Below are 16912 nucleotides of genomic sequence, written 5' to 3'. Positions count from 1 at the left end.
ACGGTACGCACCGCGTGGAACGGTTACACAACAGACCAAAAACAAACCAAGAAGATTTCGCTTTCGTTCTGCCATCGGCTGACTCATAGAATCGAGATGCCGATCCGCCCTGAAAACCGCTGGCTTTACCCGATCGACTGGCGCCAGCTGTCGGACGTGATCCGGTTCGATCGGGCCGGCGCGCGCTGCGAGCACTGCTCGAGGCCGCATATGCGTCGGGTCGCACATCTTGGCGATGGTCGCTGGTGGGATGCCGATGCCGTGTGCTGGCGCTCCGGCCGTGGCAAGCGGATCGCGCTCCAGGGCAGCTTCATTCTGGCGTCGATACGAACGACTTATGTCGTGCTGGCTTGTGCGCATCTCGATCACGATCCAGGCAACAGCATGCCCGGCAATCTCGCGGCGCTCTGCCAGCGTTGCCATATGATCCACGATGCGGCCGAGCATCGATGGCAGCGCTGGTGGAACGTCTTTCGCCTGCGCGCAATCCGCGACCTGTATGAAGATCCGCGCGTCACGCGAGAGCGCAGCGCGCAGTAGAAACCCGGCCGAAGTCTTTGCGTTGGCTCGGGCGCCAGCTCGGCGATCGCCCCCTGCCCGCACCCGGGCTGATACACCTCCACCACGTCATGATTAGACAGTTTGCGGACCATCAGGCGGGCGCCCGCGACATGCGCATCGTCGAGCAGCATCATTGTATCGGCGCTCGGCACGGCTAAGGTCCGGCCAGATCCACTAGGGAGAGTAAGTAGCATGAACATCGGTGAACTGGCGAAGGGCGTCGCTGGGACGACAGGCACGAGCGAGGCCGAGGCCAAGGCCGCAACCGCCGCCGTGTTCGACCAGATCGCAAGCGCGGCCGCAAAAGGCGAAGAAGTCTCGATCGCCGGCTTCGGCAAGTTCTCGGTCAAGGATCGTCCTGAGCGCCAGGGCCGCAATCCGTCGACCGGCGAGGCGATAACGATCGCTGCATCGAAGAAGGTCTCGTTCACACCCGCCAAGGGTCTGAAGGACAAGCTCTAAGGCCAGAGTGCCGGCGGGCGGAGCTTGCCGGCACCGAAAGGGTGCTCGGATGTGCAATCGATACAGGCTGACCGCGAAGCAGGCGGAGATCGCCGCGACGTTCGGCATCCGCCCGCCTTACGAGCCCGACGAGACGTATCCGGTCCCCGACATCTTTCCGACGGGCAAGAAGACGCCGTTCTACGGCCAAGTGGTCATCCAGGACGGCGCCGACCGGAAGATCGAGCGGATGGAGTGGGGTGTACCGACGCAGGTGCCGAGCAAGCGCGATCCAGCGGTCAAGCTCACCAAGTACGTGACCAACGTGCGCAATCTCAGTTCGAGCTTCTGGCGGTCGATGCTGACAACGCCGGGGCGTCGTTGTCTGGTGCCGGTGACGGCGTTCTCCGAGTTCGGGGTCGCGCCTGGCGAGGACGGAAAGAAGCCGCTGCACTGGTTCGACGTGCCTAGCCGCCCGATTTTTGCCTTTGCCGGAATCTGGCGACCGACCGAGCGCGGGAATGCCTATGGGTTCTTGACCACCGAGCCGAATGCGATCGTCGCGCCGATCCATCCAAAGGCGATGCCGGTGGTCCTTCACGACGACGACTATGATCGCTGGCTATCGGCACCATGGGACGATCTGAAGGGGCTCGTTGCCCCCTACCCTTCCCAGTTGATGCGGCTCGGCTGACACGCCCATGATCCGCGTAATTCAGCTGCCGCAGTTGCGGTTTCATGCGCTCCGCTGGTGCGCGCGCCAGGCGTCGTTCCAGTCGTCATGATGCTCCGGCACGCGGCTGATGAGCTCGCGCCCGTTCGCTGTCAGGTGATCGCGTGCCTTTTCCAGCAGGCGATCGGCCGCGCGGCCTCGGTCACCGTAAACGATCACCCGGCGGACCTTCTCCGGGATCGCGACGAAGGCTAGCCGTTCGACACCGCCCAGCGCCCATGTCGGCGTCCCGAACCATTCAGTCGCCGATCGGGCGTCCTCGATCCCTTCGGCAAGGCCCAGCTCGTCGGTCGCCGGCGCAAGACGGATCGCTGCTGTGCCGAGCAGTCCGAGCGCAACCTTCGGCTTTGGGATGGGCTTGCGCAGCACATCGACAGGATCGAGGAAGGTCCGCTGGACAGCAACCAGTCCGACGTCGTTTTCGACTGCGGCGATCATCGCGGGCATTACGCGTCTGTCGGCACCGGAGCCGAATATGGTCGCCGGGTTGAAGCGCAAAGCTTTGGGATAGGGCGCGGAGAGGCCGCGGGCGACGAGATAGGCTTCGGCCAGCGTGCCCGCGACCGGCACGCTGGCATTCCAGAGACGCAGGGCGAGCGCGCCCATGTCGCGCTTTGGTTTTCCCTCCGGCATTGCCACCGCAGAACGGTCGTGGAGCTTTTGGCGCTGAAGCGCCTTCAGCACCTCGAGCGCTGTACAGCCGGCAAAACAGTGGAAGAGGATCGCCGAATCGCCGAGGCGGACGGACAGGCTGGGTGAGCCATCGTCATGGGCCGGGCAGCGGCATTCGCCGCGAGTGCCGCGCCACACCCCGCCGAGCTGTTCGACGATGTTCTTGGCTCGGATTTCGGCATCGAGCGGTAGTCTCGTCATCGGCCACGTCCTGTGAAGTTGGTCGGTTTCGGTCACTTTAGCCTCCGGAAAATATCACCGAAGGCACAGGCGGCATCCTCCACTCTGGATGGTCGACATGAGAAGGTGGGCCGCGCGCGGCGCGACGATCTCTTTCGTCCGGGTGGCAACCAAGCGAGGATCGTCACCCGACCGGGTTGGAACGGCCACGCTGGCTCGACCGCAACGCGGCGGAGGTGCAGCCGTGCCGCCAACCCGCTTCCGATCCCCAATCAGCTATGCTCGGCTTCGGCCTTGGTCAGGATCGAGAAGGTGTCGGCGATCAGCTCGGTGCGGTAGGAAACCTCGTTGCCTTCGCCGTGGTTGCTCTCGCGGACCCGGCCGGTGACATGCACCAGATCACCCTTCCCGGCTGCTTCGACTTGGGGTCCGACATTGGAGAAGCACACGACGCTGTTCCACAGCGTGTCGGTCTTCCAGTCGTCGCCGTCGCGGCGGTTATAATTGGCGGCGACGCTCACATAGGTGACCTTCTCGCGCGCCGTGATTTTGCCGATGCGACCGATGATCCGGAACTCGGCAATATTCTGTGGCATGATTTCCTCCTTCGTTGATGTTCGGATCGGATCCGGCGGGCCTGTGCGAGCCTAGTCGCGCTCCTTTTGGCGGTGCGCAAAGTGGTAGCGCGCCACATTCTCGGGCGTCGCGTATGTGTCGTAGGCCTTCGTCCAGTCGCGCCGGATGGCCTGCTGCGCCGTCCGAAGTGGCACGCGGCGCTCGCAAACCAATCGCCACAAGACATAGGCCAAGGCATTCTTGTCGGCCGCGTTCGCCTGGCCGCGCCGGGGCTGGAGCCATAGATCACGCAGGTCGAGCGGCGCACCGCCAAGCGAGATCGGGATCAGATGGTCGAGTTCGTAATCGGCGAAGGACTCGCCTGGATGCTGCGCGTCCATCAAGCGCCGTTTGACGGGCGCGGTAACCGCGAAGGCGGGGCGGACCGATCGTGCATAGCCGGGTCGGCAGATCGTCGTGCCGATGTTCGCCTGAGTGATAGAGGGATCGACGGCCCCTGGCGTATCGCGGGGCGGCAGGATGCCGGTTCGGTCCACCCGCAAGAAGGGATTGCGGAGCGCCGTCGATAGGCCGGCAACGGCATCGCAGAAGTCATGGGTCGCAGCGACGCTGCAGGCCGAAACCTCCCCGCGCCTCCCAGCCCGCTTGTCGTCGAACGGCCGATACCAGAAGCCGATGGCGATCAAGAGCGCCAACCCGCCCGGTATAGCTTGCAGCTTCAAGAGCGCATGGCCCGTATATCCACCATCGTCCCAGTCCACTCGAAACCACTCGACAACTGAATCAGCTAGGTGCTGGCCTAGCTGACAATTGCCTAAAGCCGTTTGAAACGCATCTCCTGTGGTCAGGGTGCAATATCGTGCCTCTAGTCGCAATAGATTACGCCGTATCACTCCATAATCGCGAATGGATCGCTCCAGATGTGTTGTTGTTTGCCTTATGCTTCAGGTTTAGCCTTTTGATGTCGATGTCCTCTAGTCGCTGACATCTGCTTTGGATCAATTCAGCAATGGTGCATTGGTGTGCTTCCGGCGAGTATCGTAGCGAAGGCAATTCAACTCTGTGCCGCCGGGCTAGCCGGGGCCGGAACGCCATCTCCCGCGTCGCTCGCAATCTCCGTTCGTTCGGGTGCGGTCCTCGCTAGGCAGCCCGGCAACGCAGCTGACGCAGAGGCGACGGTGCGTGATCTGATCGCGTTGGGCGCGGACTTCGAGGCGGGGCCGCTGGCGATCCGCGGCCGTGATTTCGCGACTTACGGTATCACGCTGGCAACGGTTTTTGATGCCTGCGCGTTCTCGCATATCGACGACGACCGGTCTTCTATCGGCTCCGTGGGCGCGCTCTCGGCGTCGAACGTCGCAGCCCTCGTTCGTCGCGCCTTTGGCTCGCGGATCACCGATACGATCCGCCCGATGAACGCCAGCTACGGCGCGCGGTATAGCTGGCACAAGTTCGGCCAGGCGGTCGATTTCGTTCCCGCAGGCGGCGTCCACGCGATCGACCGCGAGCAGATCCGGGCCCTCATGGCACAGAGCGGTATCCGTATCATCGAGCTGCTCGGGCCGGGTGATCGCGGTCACGCGAACCACTGGCATGTGGCGTTCGCGCGACCCGGACAGGTCATCGACCGGACCCGACCGATCGAAGGCGACGAGGACTGGATCATCACCGTCGCACAAGGCGACGCGCCGTCCCCGCCGACGCCCGCCGGAGTTGAGGCGGCCCCCGCACCGACCGCGCCGGCCTCGGCCCTCGCCTTTGCGGCCAGTGCACCGGCGCAGTGGGACGTGTTCGCAACCGAAGAGTGGCGCGCAGTTCATGGAGGTGGCTCATGATCCGATATCTGATGACCAAGCTGGGCGGCACTACTGGCGCCATCGCACTTTGCGTGGCCGGCGTCGTGGCGGTCGCGGCCCCACAACCCGCCTACGCGTCGGACTGGGGGTGTCAGGTGGTCCTCTGCCTCGCGACACCCGGTTCGCCGACGAAATATGTCGAGTGCGTCCCCCCGATTACGAAACTCTGGAACGCCCTCGCTATCGGCGGCTCGTTCCCGACCTGCACCGGGGTCGGCATCAAGACGAAAAAGGCCAAGCACGGCTACGACCTGACCGTAACGCAGGCCGATGGCGGAACGTCGCGGTACGCGCTCGACACCCGCTACCAGACGGTGACGCAGCAATGATCCACGCCATCGCCGCGATCACCATGCTTGCGCAGCAATGCGCGCCTGAGATCGCGACCGAGGCGGTTGTTCCCCTCGTCGTGACCGAAAGCGGCGGCGACGATCTGGCGATCAATATCAACAAGGGACCGCGTGTCCGCGCCGCGTCGATCGCGGACGGCGCCGCGCTGGTGCGGCGGTACATGGCGGCCGGCTATACGGTCGATGTCGGGTTGGCACAGGTGAACTCCGCCAATTTAGCGCGGTTGGGCGTTACCGTCGAACAGGCCTTCGACCCCTGTACGAACCTGCGGCTCGCATCCTCGATCCTTCGGGCGGGATATGGCCTCGCGATCCAGCAATATACGGGGCTGGACGCGATCTCCGCGACCTATTCGCTCTACAACACCGGCACGCTGACGCGCGGTTTCCACAATGGCTATGTCGGTCGCGTCTGGTCGGCCGCGAGCGGCATGGGGACGATCCAGACACCCCCGCCCATCCCGGGCTCGGCGTCGGCGTCGGCGTCGGCGTCGGCGCCGACCGCCACGCCCGCCTCGGCAAAGCAAGGGATCGCCGAAGCTAGCTGGGTGGTGGGGCAGATCGATTCCAGCGCGGTTCAGGTCTTCAAATGAGCGCGGATAACAGCGTTGCTCGGGGCGGCCTCGACGCGCAGACGCAAGCCGAACAGGCTGCGTTCCAGATCCCGCCTGAGCTGGCGACACGTTATCAGGTCCGGATCATCGAGCCGTCCGACGGCAGCGAGCGCCGCGTCGGCATGTTCCTGCCGACAGATCGTGAGAATCCGTCGATCGAGATTGCCGGCGATCGCATCATTGCTCGAAACGAGGATCCCGACACCGTCTCGGCCCTGGTCACGATCGCCAAGCACAATGGCTGGGCGGGGATCGACGTCGAAGGTTCGCCTGAGTTTCGTCAGGCCGTGTGGACGGCGGCGTCGCGCGAAGGCCTGACCGTGCGCGGCTATGAGCCGAGCTTCGACGAACAGGCGCGAATGGAAGAGCTGCGTCGCGCCGATGCTGCACGACGCGACCGTGAGGTGGCGGAGAAGCCGGCGCCGACTGTCGAACCAGTCGCTCCGACGGCGGCTGTCGGGGCGACGGAGGCGACAGTCCTCGCGCCGTCGGCCGACGCGGAGAGGAACGGCGCGCCTCAGCCGTTGCCAAGCGGAAGCAGCACCGAATTGTCCGACGCAGACAAGCGCCTCCTGTTGACGGTGAGCGTCCACACGCAGGATCGCAAGGCGCTCTACGCGGCCGTCAGCGAGGACATGGACCCCTTGCGGAGGGAGGTTCAGGCCGAACGTATCGATCTGAACAGGGATGCGCTGAACGGGGCGCTGGAGCGGGCCCTGGAAAGCCCGACGCTGGTCAACGCCTTCTCCAGGTCCGGTTATGAACCCGACGATCTCCGCCGGATGGCGCGCGACGGCGCGTGGGACGGCGAGGTCGCCGACGCAATCTACCTCGTCCGGTCCGGGGTCAAACGGCACGAAGTCGGCAGGGAAGTCGGCGCGAACATGTCGCTCAGCGACGAGCCCGCCGGCGCGCGCGAAGACCGCCTGGTCGGGGCGTCGACGGCCGGGCCCGAACGGCAGCCCGAACCGGAGCCACTCATCGTCCGGGAGGAGCCCCTACATCGGCCCGCGCCTGGGCGACGTCACGAGAATGACGACCTGGCCGAGCTGTTCCTGCATGGCGAGGCGGAGCGGATTGCCGCCGAGCCGCGCCTCGCCAATGCGCTGCAGGCGCAGGAGGCAATGGAGCAGCATCTCGGTGCGGCTTTCGACGGGGACGCGGACCGGATGACGTCCGCGAGCCTGGAGAGCCGCCACATGATCTCGGACGTGCTGCGGCGCGGCCTGGATGTTTCGGTCCGCGAGCCGACGCCTGTTCGGCAGGTCGAGCCGATCCGACCCACCCACGATCTCGAGAGGTAACCTCAAGCCATGGAGACCCGTATGAAGTTCACTCAAGGCATGGGCCGGATGTTGTCCGACGCCCGCGCCCGGCAGGTCATCGGCTTTGCGGGTGCGCTCGCCCTCATTTCGCTCGCGCAGCCGGCCTTTGCCGATGGAACCGCGATCGAAGGTGGTCTCAACACCATCAAGACGTGGATGACCACCGTCGCGTCGGTGGTCGGCGTCATCGCCGTCATGGCGGTCGGCTATGCGAAGCTAACCGGTCGGATGGACTGGGGAAAAGCGGTCACGGTGTTGATCGGCATCGGTATCATCTTTTCGGCCACGACGATCGTCGGCTGGATGAGCAGCTCGGGTGGCTGACCTGGAGAGGCTCGCCGAGGATAAGGTGTTCCTCGCCCTCACCAGACCATCGGTGTTCATGGGATTGCCGCTCGAGGCGATCCTACCGATCATCATGGTCTGCATGGTGATCTGGGGGGTTTTCCATAATCCGTTCTACCCCCTGGCCTTATTCGGAGCGCTCTACTTCCCGGCACGCATGATCTGTCACTACGACTTCAACGCGTTCCGGCTGTGGGGCCTGTGGTTCCAGACCAGCTTCCTATCCAAGAACCGCAAGTTCTGGGGCGGCGGGAGCTACTCTCCCGTTCGCCTCGCCAAAGGCGTGAAGCGGAAGCATTTCGGCAATGACTGATTCCAGGCTCAAGCATAAGAAGATCGCTGTCCGCGAGACGGATGACATCAAGTTCATTCCCTACACGCGACACGTCGATGACACGCTGGTTGCTCTCGAAGACGGCTCGCTCATGCGCATGTACCGCGTCGATGGGCGGCCGTTCGAGACCAGCGACATCGGCGACCTTAACACCTGGCATAACAAGCTCAACATCGCGTGGCGCTCGATCGGTGACGATCGCGTTGCGCTGTGGACCCATCTCGTGCGGACAGCCACAGACCCCGTTCTCGGCGGCGACTTCCACTCCGACTTCGCGCGAACCTTGCAGGAGAAATACGCCGACACGCTGAAGGAGAAGGTTCTCTACCACAACGAGTTCTACGTTACGATCATCGTCCGGCCGTCGAGTATGGCCGGCGAGCAAGTGACGCGGCTTTTCTCCAGGCGAAAAGCGAACGCCGAGATCGACCATCGCGCGCTCACGATTATGGCGGACAAGTGCCGCGACTTCGAAACGCTGCTTGCTGATGTCGCGCCGGAGCCGCTCTCGATGTATGAGCATAACGGTATTCTATTTTCACGACCGATGGAGGTGCTTCACTTCATCCTGACCGGCGACCGCATCCGCGTGCCGCTGCTCGACGGCAGGCTGGGCCAAGCCCTGTATGCCTCACGCGTGGTGTTCGGTCGCGAGGCGGCCGAGATCCGGCTTCCGCACAAGTCGCATTTCCTCGGCATGTTCGGCGTGCGCGAGTATGTCGCTAGCACCAGGACCGGTCAGTTCAACAGCCTGCTCACCCTCGACTTTCCGTTCGTGCTGACCCAGAGTTTCGCGCCGTTGGTGAAGTCGGTCGCGAGCGAGCGGTTCACCAAAAAATACAAGCAAATGGTCTCCTCGGACGATGCCGGCGTCAGCCAGGCGGAGGAACTGCTCGACGGCGTCGACGATCTCATGGCGAACCGCTTCGCCATGGGCGAGCATCACCTCTCGATCGCGGTAATCGACGAGAACCCGAAGCGGCTGCTGGAACGCTTGTCGATCGCACGATCCGCAGCGGCCGATACAGGCATGGTGATGGCGCGCGAGGACGTCGCGCTGGAGGCTGCCTTCTGGGCGCAGCTTCCCGGCAATTTTCGGATGCGTGCGCGCCCCGCGGTCATTAACACGCGCAATTTCGCAGGCTTGAGCCCGTTCTACACCTTCCCGGCAGGCCGCAAGTCTGGAAACCACTGGGGCGAGGCGGTAACGCTGCTCAAGACCCGCGCGGGCTCGTCTTTCTGGTTCAATTTCCACCGCGCCGACATCGGCCACACCCTGATAATCGGGCCGACCGGTGGCGGCAAGACAGTCCTACAGAACTTCCTGCAAGCGCAGCTCGAAAAGACCGGCGCGAAACAGGTGTTCTTCGACAAGGACCGCGGCGCCGAAATCTTCGTGCGCGCTTGTGGCGGCACCTATTTGGCGCTGCGCGACGGCGAGCCCACCGGCTTCGCGCCGTTGAAGGGTCTTACCCCATCTCCACACGACATTGCGTTTCTGCGGCAGTTCATTCGTGTGCTGGTACGCCGGGAAAACCGGCCGCTGAGCGTCGCGGAAGAACGACTGATCGACGAGGGTATCGAGGCGGTAATGCGCCTGCCGGCGCCGTCGCGCTCCTTCAGCGCGTTGCGCGAGATGCTGGGTTACGCCGATGCCGAGGGTATCGGCGCCCGGCTGGAGCGCTGGTGTCTGGGCGGCCCGCTCGGCTGGGCCTTTGACGGTCCGCAGGACGAAGTGTCGATGTCGGCGCGGTTCATCGGCTTCGACATGACGGACTTCCTCGAGAACCCGGAAATCCGCACTCCCACGATGTTGTACCTCTTCCACCGCGTCGACGAGCTGCTGGACGGGCAGCGTGTCGTGGTCGACGTCGATGAGTTCTGGAAGGCGCTTCAGGACGAGGCTTTTCGGGCGTTCGCGCAGGACGGCCTCAAGACCTTCCGTAAGCGCAACGCCTTCATGGTGTTCGGCACGCAGTCGCCGGCCGATGCGCTGCGCTCGCCGATCGCGCACTCGATCATCGAGCAGACCGCGACCAAGATCTTGCTTCCAAACTCGGACGCCAAGCGATCGGATTATTGCGACGGGCTCGGCCTGACGGATGCGGAGTATCGGCTGATCCGTGAAGACCTGACGCCGGAGAGCCGGACCTTTCTGGTCAAGCAAGGGCATACCTCGATCGTTGCGAAGCTCGATCTCGGCGGGATGCCCAATGAGCTGAAAGTGCTTTCTGGCCGCGAGGAAACGCTTGTCGCCATGGAGGAGGCCATTGCCCTGGCGGGCAACGATCCCGCGGCGTGGCTGCCGCATTTCTATGCCAACCAAAGGAGAAGCTGACATGTCGCTCAAGCGCATCATGATGGTTGCAGCCGCGCCGGTCGCGATCGTCGCGTTTACGTCGCCGGCCGCTGCACAGGGCATCCCTGTATTCGACACCTCTACCTATGTGCAAGCGCTCGCCCAGGTCCAGAACACGATCAAAATGATCCAGCAGGGCGAGCAGCAGATCCAGACGGCGACGACAACGCTCAGCTCGCTTCAGAAGCTGACCAACGTCAACGCGCTCGCCCCGCAATTGCTCAACGCGCAGGTGCGCAACATCCTGCCCAACACGACGATCGACGCCTCGACGTTGCTCAGTGGCGACCTGTCGAAGATTGGTTCGCTCGGTTCGCTCGCATCGAGCATCCAGTCTCGTTACGCGCTGCCGGCAACGTCGTCCTCCGACGCAGACCTAGCCTACAACCAGGCGCTCAAGGATGCGACCAGCTCATCGGCCGCCACGGCCGCGCTGGGCGAGAATACGCTCAGTATCGCCCAGACCCGGATGCAAGGCCTCGACCAGCTCCGCGAGCAACTGTCGTATGCCAAAGATCCCAAGGACGTGATGGACCTCCAAGCCCGGATCTCGGTCGAACAGGCACAGCTTCAAAACGATATGCTCAAGATGCAGGCGATCCAGATGGCGCAGGCCGGTCAGGCGAACATGCAGATCAGCGCAGCGCAAGTGGCGGCCGGTCGCGATGAAGCAGCATTCTTCAGTGCCAACACGATCAGGAAGTGATCATGCGCAAGATACTATCCCTCTGCTCGTTGCTCGTCGTCTGCGGATGCCAACAGAACGTCGTAGTGCCTACCGCCAAGGAGCTGATCGCCAGTCCTCAACTCCTCTCGCAGTGGCAGGCGAAGTGCGACGCGGGGGAGTACAGCCATCTCCCTGCGGATCAGAAGGCCAAGATGTGCGCGACGACCGGAGACGCGACCATCTCGGTCGCCCAGACCAAGGCCGGCAACGAAGAGGCGGACTTCTTCAAACAGAACACGATCCGCAAGAAGTAGATTTAATCGCTGCGCTTTGATCGCCGAAGATCGGAACCTCATCCAGTGGCTGCCGGCCCACCCAACATCATGACGCTGTTCACGACGATGTATTCGTATGTGGAGACCGCCATAGCGACCTCGGTTGCGAGCTTCGGGGCGGGGCTCGTCAGTTTCGTTGCAGCGCCTTTGGCACTGGCGGCGATCATCTACTTCCTGCTGCTCGGCTTTGCCGTGCTACGAGGGGCTATCCAGGCTCCACTTCGCGAGCTGGTATTTCAGGCTGGTAAGGTCGGGTTCGCCCTCGCGGCTGCCAGTGCGGTTGGCTATTCGGCGTTTGTGGTGAACGTGGTCACCAACTTGCCGAGCGAGATCATCGCGGCTGGATCGGGCACGCCCGTCACCAACCCGGGCACGACCTTCGATACTTATGTCTCCGATACCGGCAAGCTCTCGGAGAAGTTGGTCAATGCGAACCTGAAAGTTCAGTCGCAAGAGCAGAAGGGCATCACCGACTTTCGAACGCCCGTGATTCAGCTCAGCGCCACGCTGATCACCTATCTGTGCGTCGCCGTCCTCTACATCTTCGCGTTTATGTCGGCGTCGATCGGCTTTTGCATCGTCATTTTTGCCAAACTGTCGGTTGCGATCTGCGTCGCGCTCGCACCGCTCGCGCTGGCGTGTCTGCTTTTCAACTCCTCCCGCTGGTTGTTCGACGGGTGGCTGAAGCAGACCGTCAATTTCATACTGCTGATGGTCGTCATGGCGATCATGACGAAGTTCATCACCGGCCTCCAGGAAGCCGCGATGGACGGCATCATGGGATCGATCCCCGAAGACGGCTCGTCCTTCGTCATGGCGCAGAACGGCTACATCGTTCTGAAAGCCGCCGTGATGCTCGTCGCGACGATCGCCTGTGCGGCGATCTACATCGTCGGCACGATCTTCTTCTTTCAATCGCCGGCCATCGCCGCGGGTATCTCGGGGGGTGCGTCCTCTGGCGGCCATGGCTTCCTGCAGACCGGGGCGAACATGTTGACCAACCGGCTGATGTTCCGGCGCGCGACGCAGGCGAACCGTCCCCCGCCAGGAGGGGGCGCCACGGGCGGCTCGGCCTCTCGGTCCAATTAGGCCGGCTGGCCGGTCCGGAACCATGCATCACGGAACCGCCGGGCGCGGGACCTTACGAACGGAGACCGTATGAAAAGGCTAACCATCGTGTCGATCGGCACGCTTGTGCTTGGCGGCTGCACCGGGACTCATATCAGACCTGTCTCGGTGTGCGACGGCAAACACCGGCGTCCCGCCAACCTCTACGGGTCGATCCTGCCGAGCTTGCCCGTGCCACTGCCGGCGTCACAGCAGGGCGCAGGGCAGTCGATGGTGGCGCCGCCATCACGCGAGCTAGCACCGGCGCCTCTTCCCGCACCGACCCCTACGCCCGGTGCCGGAGGTACGCCTGCCGCCCCCATCGGACCCGGGGCCATGAATATCCCGCGATCGGCGCCACGCACGTCCGCGCAGGACGTCGCGCCGACCTACTCCTCCTGCTGAAGGGATCGACGCCATGGGCGCGGTGAAGGCCGAAGATAAAGAGAAATACTACGAGACATCGAGGACGTGGGAATATGACCGTATGCGTGCGGCGATCCAGTCCAAGCGGCTCGCCTGGGGCGTTGCGGCGGCTGCTTGCACGCTCGCTGTGGCGTCGGTTGCGGCAGTCGCGATGCTCAGCCCGCTGAAGACCGTCGAGCCCTATGTCATCAGGGTCGACAAGAGCTCGGGCGAGACGCAGGTCATGACCGCGCTCAAGGGGCCGCAGCCGCGCACCTATGAGGATGCGGTCAACCGCTACTTCATCTCGCAATATGTGCGGTTGCGCGAAGGCTGGCTAAACGATGCTGCGCGCGAGAACGCCTATACGGTCATGCTCACCAGCGATTCCGCCGAAAGCGCTCGTTACCTGAACAGCGTTCAGGCCAACAACAAGAACGCGCCTTCCAACATTTACGGCGACAAGGGCTTCGTCTCGATCTCGATCCGGACGATCAGTTTCCTCAGTCCTACCGTGGCGCAGGTCCGCTTCACGAAGATCATCACCTTCGGGCAGAACACGCCGATCGCGCAAAATTGGAACGCGATACTGACCTTCAGATACACGACGGCGCCGGAGCATGAGAAGGATCGGAATCTCAATCCGCTCGGCTTCCAGGTCGTGAATTATCGTTCTGACCCGGAGGCGTGACATGAGCGATCAGCCAAATACGTCGGACAATGGCGACCGTCTCGCCGTCCCCTTCATGCCCGCGCTCCGCAAAAGGCTGGATCTGCGCCTGTCACCGCCGACGACGGAGTTGGTGCTGACGGAGGATGGCGCCAAGAACCGCTTCTGGCGCGGCGTGGGGGCGGTGTGGCACCGCCTCGTCGCGTTCTCGGTTCTGGGTGCCGCGGCAGTCACGCTCGCGCCACACGCCGCGTTCGCGTCGGAGACCCCTGTTCCTGGGGCCAAGGACGCCCGCGTTCGCAACGTCAACTACGATCCGGATCAGGTGGTAACGATCGTCGGCAGTTTCCGGCACGCGATCGAGATACAGTTCGGGCCCGGCGAAACGGTCACGCAGGCCGCCTTGGGCGATACGGTCTCCTGGCAGATCGCGCCCGTAGGCAATATCGTCTTTCTCAAACCCCGAGAGAGGGCTGGAGGCACCAACCTGATCGTCGTCACCAACGCGGGCGGCGTGCCGCGCACCTATCATTTCAACCTCGCACTAGGGACGGGCGCCACGATGTACGGCGTACGGTTCCGCTATCCGCGCGAGGAACGGGCGATGGCGGCGTTGCAGGTGCAGATTGCCCAGGCCCAGGCCGCCAAGGCGATCGAGACGACCATCACCACCGCCGCGCTCGACCATGCCGTGATCGAGGGCACCCGGAATATGAATTATACCGTGCAGGGCGACGTCGCGCTGCAACCCACCGAGATCTCCGACAACGGCGAGTTCACCGTGCTGCGCTATCCGGGCCACGCCGACATTCCCTCGATCTTCGCGGTCGACGTCGACGGGACCGAGACGATCGTCCCCTACGATGTTCGCGAGGATTTCGTCGTGATCCATGCGGTCTACCGTCAGCTGCGCCTCCGGCGCGGGGCGGCGGTGCTGTGCATCTACAACGAGGCGCCGCTGCGCAACGATCGCGGCGATCGAACGGGCACCGTCTCCAATGTCGTCGAACGCAAAGTGAAGGGGCAGTAACATGGTCGGGACCGTGATTGACCGCGGGGGCGATGTCGCTGCCGACACCGTTGCTCCAGGCGAGGTCGATAACCCGGTCGCGCGTAGCGGCGGGTGGGGCAACCTCGCCTTCATCGGTGCGGGGATCGGCCTGCTCGGCGCCATAGGCGGCATCGTGATAGGCTATGGTGCGTTTCACCAATCGGCCAGTACCGCGGCTGCCGCGCAGCCCGCGAAGGCCAGTGACCGTGCCGTGGACGACGTGATGGGATCGCCGAGCGCGCAGCGAGCGGCGCTCGCGGGTCAACTCGGCCAGCCCGGCGCGGCGCAGACCGATATCTTCGGGCGGCCGATCGCCGCAGCGGCGGGGACGCAGGTCGCCGATGCCAACGGCAATCCGGTGCCGACAACGGGCGGGACAGCCTCCGCCACGGCGAACGGACAGCAATCTCCCGAGCAGCGACGTGCCGAGCAGGCGCGCGCCATGGCCGATGCGGCCCGGCGATCGCCGATCATGGCCTTTGGTAACACCGGGCTGGCCTCGACCGCTCTTCCCGCCTCCGCGCCCGGTGCGGACGCTCAACAGAGTACGGACCTCGAGGACCGGACGCGCGGCGCTGGACAATCCACCGTCGCGCGGCGGGGTCTCGGTGCCAGTGGCTTCGGAGCGCCGGGCGAAGACAATCCGGCCGAGGCGGGCAAGGGTTCGACCGACTTCAGCGATCAGCTCGGCCATGCCGCGATCCAGACGGTCCGGGCAACGATGGTCGCGGACCGTAACCTTCTGCTGAGTGCGGGCACGGTCATCCCCTGCACGCTCCAAACGGCGATCAACTCGACGCAGGCCGGGTTCGTGTCCTGCGTCATCAACCACGATGTCTATTCCGAGAACGGTCGCATCGTCCTGCTCGACAAGGGGACCAAGGTCCTCGGGCAATATTCCGGCGGCATCACGCAGGGGCAAGCGCGCCTGTTCGTACTGTGGACGCGCGCCCTGACGCCGCGCGGCGTCGCCATCGACCTCGGGTCGCCGGCAGCCGATAGCCTTGGTCGGGCCGGGTTGCCAGGCGGCGTCGATACCCAGTTCTGGGCACGTTTCGGCGTTGGGCTCGTCATCTCGGTGCTGGAGGATGCCTCGCAAATCGCCGGTCGGGCAGTTGCCAATGAGGGGAGCAATACCACGCAAGTTCCTGGGCAAACCGGGCAGACCGTCCTTCAGCAAACTATGAACATCAAACCGATCTTGAAAAAGAACCAGGGCGACACCGCGGCGATCTTCGTCGCCAAGGACTTCGATTTCCGCTCAGTCTATGACGTGGGATTGAGGCGTTAAGGCCGTGGCATCCAGTCCGACGTCGCTGATCTACGAACATAATGCCGAGCCGATCCGACGGCACCTTCTGCGCGACGATGTGACCGAGCTGGTCATCAACGAGCCGGGGATGATCGGCCTCGAGACGCGGGGTGGCTGGGAGTGGCACGAGGAGCCCGCACTCGACAATGCGGCCCTCATGACGCTGGCGAAGCTGATCGCGGGGCTGACCAAGCAGGACATCAACTCCGAATATCCGATATGCTCCTCGGTCCTGCCGGGTGGCGAGCGCGCACAGGTCGTCGTTCCCCCGGCGGTCGAGCAAGGCTTCATCTCGATCACGATCCGCAAAGCGTCGGGCGTGACGATGACCATCGACGATTTCGAGCGCGCAGGCCTATTTAGTGAGGTCCGCGCGCACGGCTTGTACGAGGAGGTCGACCCCGATCTGCTGCGACTGCGCGAGGCGGGCGACTGGCGCGCCTTCTTCAAGCTGGCGGTCGAAGCCCGCAAGAACATCCTCATTTCCGGCGCGACGGGCTCCGGCAAGACGAGCTTCTCGAAGGGTCTCATCAAGCTGATCCCGGACTATGAGCGGATCCTGACGATCGAGGACACGCGCGAGCTCGTCGTACCCCAGCGCAATCACGTCCACATGATGTACGCCAAGGACGGGAAGAGCCTCCAGAAGGCGGGCGCCAAGGAGTTGTTGGAATCGGCGCTGCGAATGCGGCCCGATCGCATCCTTCTCCAGGAATTGCGGGACGGCACCGCCTTCTTCTACCTGCGCAACGTCAACAGCGGTCATCCCGGTTCGATCACCACGGTCCACGCCAATACCGCCGAGGGCGCGCTCGAGCAGCTGACGCTGCTGGTGAAGGAATCGGACGGCGGCAACGATCTCGACCGCCACGACATCCGGGCGCTGCTGCGCTCCCTGGTCGATATCGTCGTGCAGATGCATCGCCTGCCACCCGGTGAGGGCAAGCCGGCGCGCTATCGCATGACCGAAGTATGGTTCGATCCGGCGAGCAAGCCGACCGACTGAAGGGGGTGCCGGC

General features: G+C 63.9%; 20 protein-coding genes. 17 read left to right on the top strand and 3 right to left on the bottom strand.

Features of this window, described 5'->3' with window-relative positions:
• The first annotated feature begins 96 nt into the window (after positions 1–96).
• From E2E30_RS20140 to E2E30_RS20130, 3 genes are all read left to right on the top strand, one after another.
• The gene (locus E2E30_RS20140; RefSeq protein WP_133192440.1) at positions 97–540 is read left to right on the top strand and encodes a hypothetical protein; all 444 of its coding nucleotides are present in this window, start codon (positions 97–99) and stop codon (positions 538–540) included.
• A gap of 213 nt (positions 541–753) precedes the next feature.
• Positions 754–1023, top strand: a complete 270-nt coding sequence (locus tag E2E30_RS20135; RefSeq protein WP_133192439.1) for an HU family DNA-binding protein — start codon at positions 754–756, stop codon at positions 1021–1023.
• Positions 1024–1072: 49 nt separating this feature from the next.
• Entirely contained in the window at positions 1073–1696 is a 624-nt protein-coding gene (locus tag E2E30_RS20130; protein WP_133192438.1) for an SOS response-associated peptidase, read from the top strand.
• Positions 1697–1738: 42 nt separating this feature from the next.
• Here the strand turns inward: E2E30_RS20130 and E2E30_RS20125 are convergent, their stop codons facing one another.
• The 3 genes from E2E30_RS20125 to E2E30_RS20115 form a co-directional block, all read right to left on the bottom strand.
• Positions 1739–2608 (bottom strand): DUF7146 domain-containing protein, encoded by an 870-nt coding sequence (locus E2E30_RS20125; protein ID WP_133192498.1) that lies wholly within the window; start codon positions 2606–2608, stop codon positions 1739–1741.
• A gap of 251 nt (positions 2609–2859) precedes the next feature.
• On the bottom strand, positions 2860–3183 hold the full coding sequence (locus E2E30_RS20120) for a single-stranded DNA-binding protein (RefSeq protein ID WP_037533373.1): 324 nt from the start codon (positions 3181–3183) through the stop codon (positions 2860–2862).
• A gap of 51 nt (positions 3184–3234) precedes the next feature.
• The gene (locus E2E30_RS20115; RefSeq protein WP_240699147.1) at positions 3235–3924 is read right to left on the bottom strand and encodes a hypothetical protein; all 690 of its coding nucleotides are present in this window, start codon (positions 3922–3924) and stop codon (positions 3235–3237) included.
• A 417-nt stretch (positions 3925–4341) separates the two neighbouring features.
• On the opposite strand from E2E30_RS20115, the gene E2E30_RS20110 reads away from it, so the two are divergent.
• The 14 genes from E2E30_RS20110 (at position 4342) to virB11 (ending at position 16899) form a co-directional block, all read left to right on the top strand.
• Positions 4342–4998 carry a muramidase gene (locus E2E30_RS20110; RefSeq protein WP_240699146.1) on the top strand — a complete coding sequence of 219 codons (657 nt, stop codon included), beginning with the start codon at positions 4342–4344 and terminating at the stop codon, positions 4996–4998.
• Complete coding sequence (locus E2E30_RS20105) at positions 4995–5348, top strand: hypothetical protein (RefSeq protein ID WP_133192436.1); 354 nt, start codon at positions 4995–4997, stop codon at positions 5346–5348. The genes E2E30_RS20110 and E2E30_RS20105 overlap by 4 nt, the downstream gene beginning before the upstream one ends.
• Positions 5345–5962 (top strand): lytic transglycosylase domain-containing protein, encoded by a 618-nt coding sequence (locus E2E30_RS20100; protein WP_133192435.1) that lies wholly within the window; start codon positions 5345–5347, stop codon positions 5960–5962. Before E2E30_RS20105 ends, E2E30_RS20100 begins: the two co-directional genes overlap by 4 nt.
• Entirely contained in the window at positions 5959–7287 is a 1329-nt protein-coding gene (locus E2E30_RS20095; protein WP_133192434.1) for an LPD7 domain-containing protein, read from the top strand. The genes E2E30_RS20100 and E2E30_RS20095 overlap by 4 nt, the downstream gene beginning before the upstream one ends.
• A gap of 21 nt (positions 7288–7308) precedes the next feature.
• The gene (locus tag E2E30_RS20090) at positions 7309–7632 is read left to right on the top strand and encodes a TrbC/VirB2 family protein (RefSeq protein WP_133192433.1); all 324 of its coding nucleotides are present in this window, start codon (positions 7309–7311) and stop codon (positions 7630–7632) included.
• Positions 7625–7966, top strand: coding sequence for a type IV secretion system protein VirB3 (locus E2E30_RS20085; RefSeq protein ID WP_133192432.1), 342 nt, complete (start codon positions 7625–7627; stop codon positions 7964–7966). Before E2E30_RS20090 ends, E2E30_RS20085 begins: the two co-directional genes overlap by 8 nt.
• On the top strand, positions 7959–10325 hold the full coding sequence (locus E2E30_RS20080) for a VirB4 family type IV secretion/conjugal transfer ATPase (RefSeq protein WP_133192431.1): 2367 nt from the start codon (positions 7959–7961) through the stop codon (positions 10323–10325). The genes E2E30_RS20085 and E2E30_RS20080 overlap by 8 nt, the downstream gene beginning before the upstream one ends.
• A 1-nt stretch (position 10326) precedes the next feature.
• On the top strand, positions 10327–11052 hold the full coding sequence (locus E2E30_RS20075) for a type IV secretion system protein (RefSeq protein ID WP_133192430.1): 726 nt from the start codon (positions 10327–10329) through the stop codon (positions 11050–11052).
• A 2-nt stretch (positions 11053–11054) separates the two neighbouring features.
• Positions 11055–11327 carry a hypothetical protein gene (locus tag E2E30_RS20070; protein ID WP_037533493.1) on the top strand — a complete coding sequence of 91 codons (273 nt, stop codon included), beginning with the start codon at positions 11055–11057 and terminating at the stop codon, positions 11325–11327.
• A gap of 45 nt (positions 11328–11372) precedes the next feature.
• Complete coding sequence (locus tag E2E30_RS20065) at positions 11373–12437, top strand: type IV secretion system protein (RefSeq protein ID WP_240699164.1); 1065 nt, start codon at positions 11373–11375, stop codon at positions 12435–12437.
• Between the two features lie 436 nt (positions 12438–12873).
• Positions 12874–13551, top strand: a complete 678-nt coding sequence (locus E2E30_RS20060; RefSeq protein ID WP_133192429.1) for a virB8 family protein — start codon at positions 12874–12876, stop codon at positions 13549–13551.
• Between the two features lies 1 nt (position 13552).
• Positions 13553–14560: a TrbG/VirB9 family P-type conjugative transfer protein gene (locus tag E2E30_RS20055; RefSeq protein WP_133192428.1), complete on the top strand. Its 1008-nt coding sequence runs from the start codon at positions 13553–13555 to the stop codon at positions 14558–14560.
• A 1-nt stretch (position 14561) separates the two neighbouring features.
• Positions 14562–15872, top strand: coding sequence for a type IV secretion system protein VirB10 (gene virB10, locus E2E30_RS20050; RefSeq protein WP_133192427.1), 1311 nt, complete (start codon positions 14562–14564; stop codon positions 15870–15872).
• Positions 15873–15876: 4 nt separating this feature from the next.
• A complete protein-coding gene (gene virB11 / locus E2E30_RS20045) occupies positions 15877–16899 on the top strand; it encodes a P-type DNA transfer ATPase VirB11 (RefSeq protein WP_133192426.1) in 1023 nt (340 codons plus the stop codon).
• Positions 16900–16912 lie beyond the last annotated feature (13 nt).

The sequence above is a fragment of the Sphingomonas sp. AAP5 genome, from assembly GCF_004354345.1.
Classification (GTDB): Bacteria; Pseudomonadota; Alphaproteobacteria; order Sphingomonadales; family Sphingomonadaceae; genus Sphingomonas; species Sphingomonas glacialis.
This window is presented reverse-complemented; position numbering and strand designations above follow the sequence as displayed.

Coding starts and splice junctions, on each gene's coding strand:
- E2E30_RS20140 (WP_133192440.1), top strand. CDS start 97: ATGCCGATCCGCCCTGAAAACCGCTGGCTTTACCCGATCGACTGGCGC.
- E2E30_RS20135 (WP_133192439.1), top strand. CDS start 754: ATGAACATCGGTGAACTGGCGAAGGGCGTCGCTGGGACGACAGGCACG.
- E2E30_RS20130 (WP_133192438.1), top strand. CDS start 1,073: ATGTGCAATCGATACAGGCTGACCGCGAAGCAGGCGGAGATCGCCGCG.
- E2E30_RS20125 (WP_133192498.1), bottom strand. CDS start 2,608: ATGACGAGACTACCGCTCGATGCCGAAATCCGAGCCAAGAACATCGTC.
- E2E30_RS20120 (WP_037533373.1), bottom strand. CDS start 3,183: ATGCCACAGAATATTGCCGAGTTCCGGATCATCGGTCGCATCGGCAAA.
- E2E30_RS20105 (WP_133192436.1), top strand. CDS start 4,995: ATGATCCGATATCTGATGACCAAGCTGGGCGGCACTACTGGCGCCATC.
- E2E30_RS20100 (WP_133192435.1), top strand. CDS start 5,345: ATGATCCACGCCATCGCCGCGATCACCATGCTTGCGCAGCAATGCGCG.
- E2E30_RS20095 (WP_133192434.1), top strand. CDS start 5,959: ATGAGCGCGGATAACAGCGTTGCTCGGGGCGGCCTCGACGCGCAGACG.
- E2E30_RS20090 (WP_133192433.1), top strand. CDS start 7,309: ATGAAGTTCACTCAAGGCATGGGCCGGATGTTGTCCGACGCCCGCGCC.
- E2E30_RS20080 (WP_133192431.1), top strand. CDS start 7,959: ATGACTGATTCCAGGCTCAAGCATAAGAAGATCGCTGTCCGCGAGACG.
- E2E30_RS20075 (WP_133192430.1), top strand. CDS start 10,327: ATGTCGCTCAAGCGCATCATGATGGTTGCAGCCGCGCCGGTCGCGATC.
- E2E30_RS20070 (WP_037533493.1), top strand. CDS start 11,055: ATGCGCAAGATACTATCCCTCTGCTCGTTGCTCGTCGTCTGCGGATGC.
- E2E30_RS20060 (WP_133192429.1), top strand. CDS start 12,874: ATGGGCGCGGTGAAGGCCGAAGATAAAGAGAAATACTACGAGACATCG.
- E2E30_RS20055 (WP_133192428.1), top strand. CDS start 13,553: ATGAGCGATCAGCCAAATACGTCGGACAATGGCGACCGTCTCGCCGTC.
- virB10 (WP_133192427.1), top strand. CDS start 14,562: ATGGTCGGGACCGTGATTGACCGCGGGGGCGATGTCGCTGCCGACACC.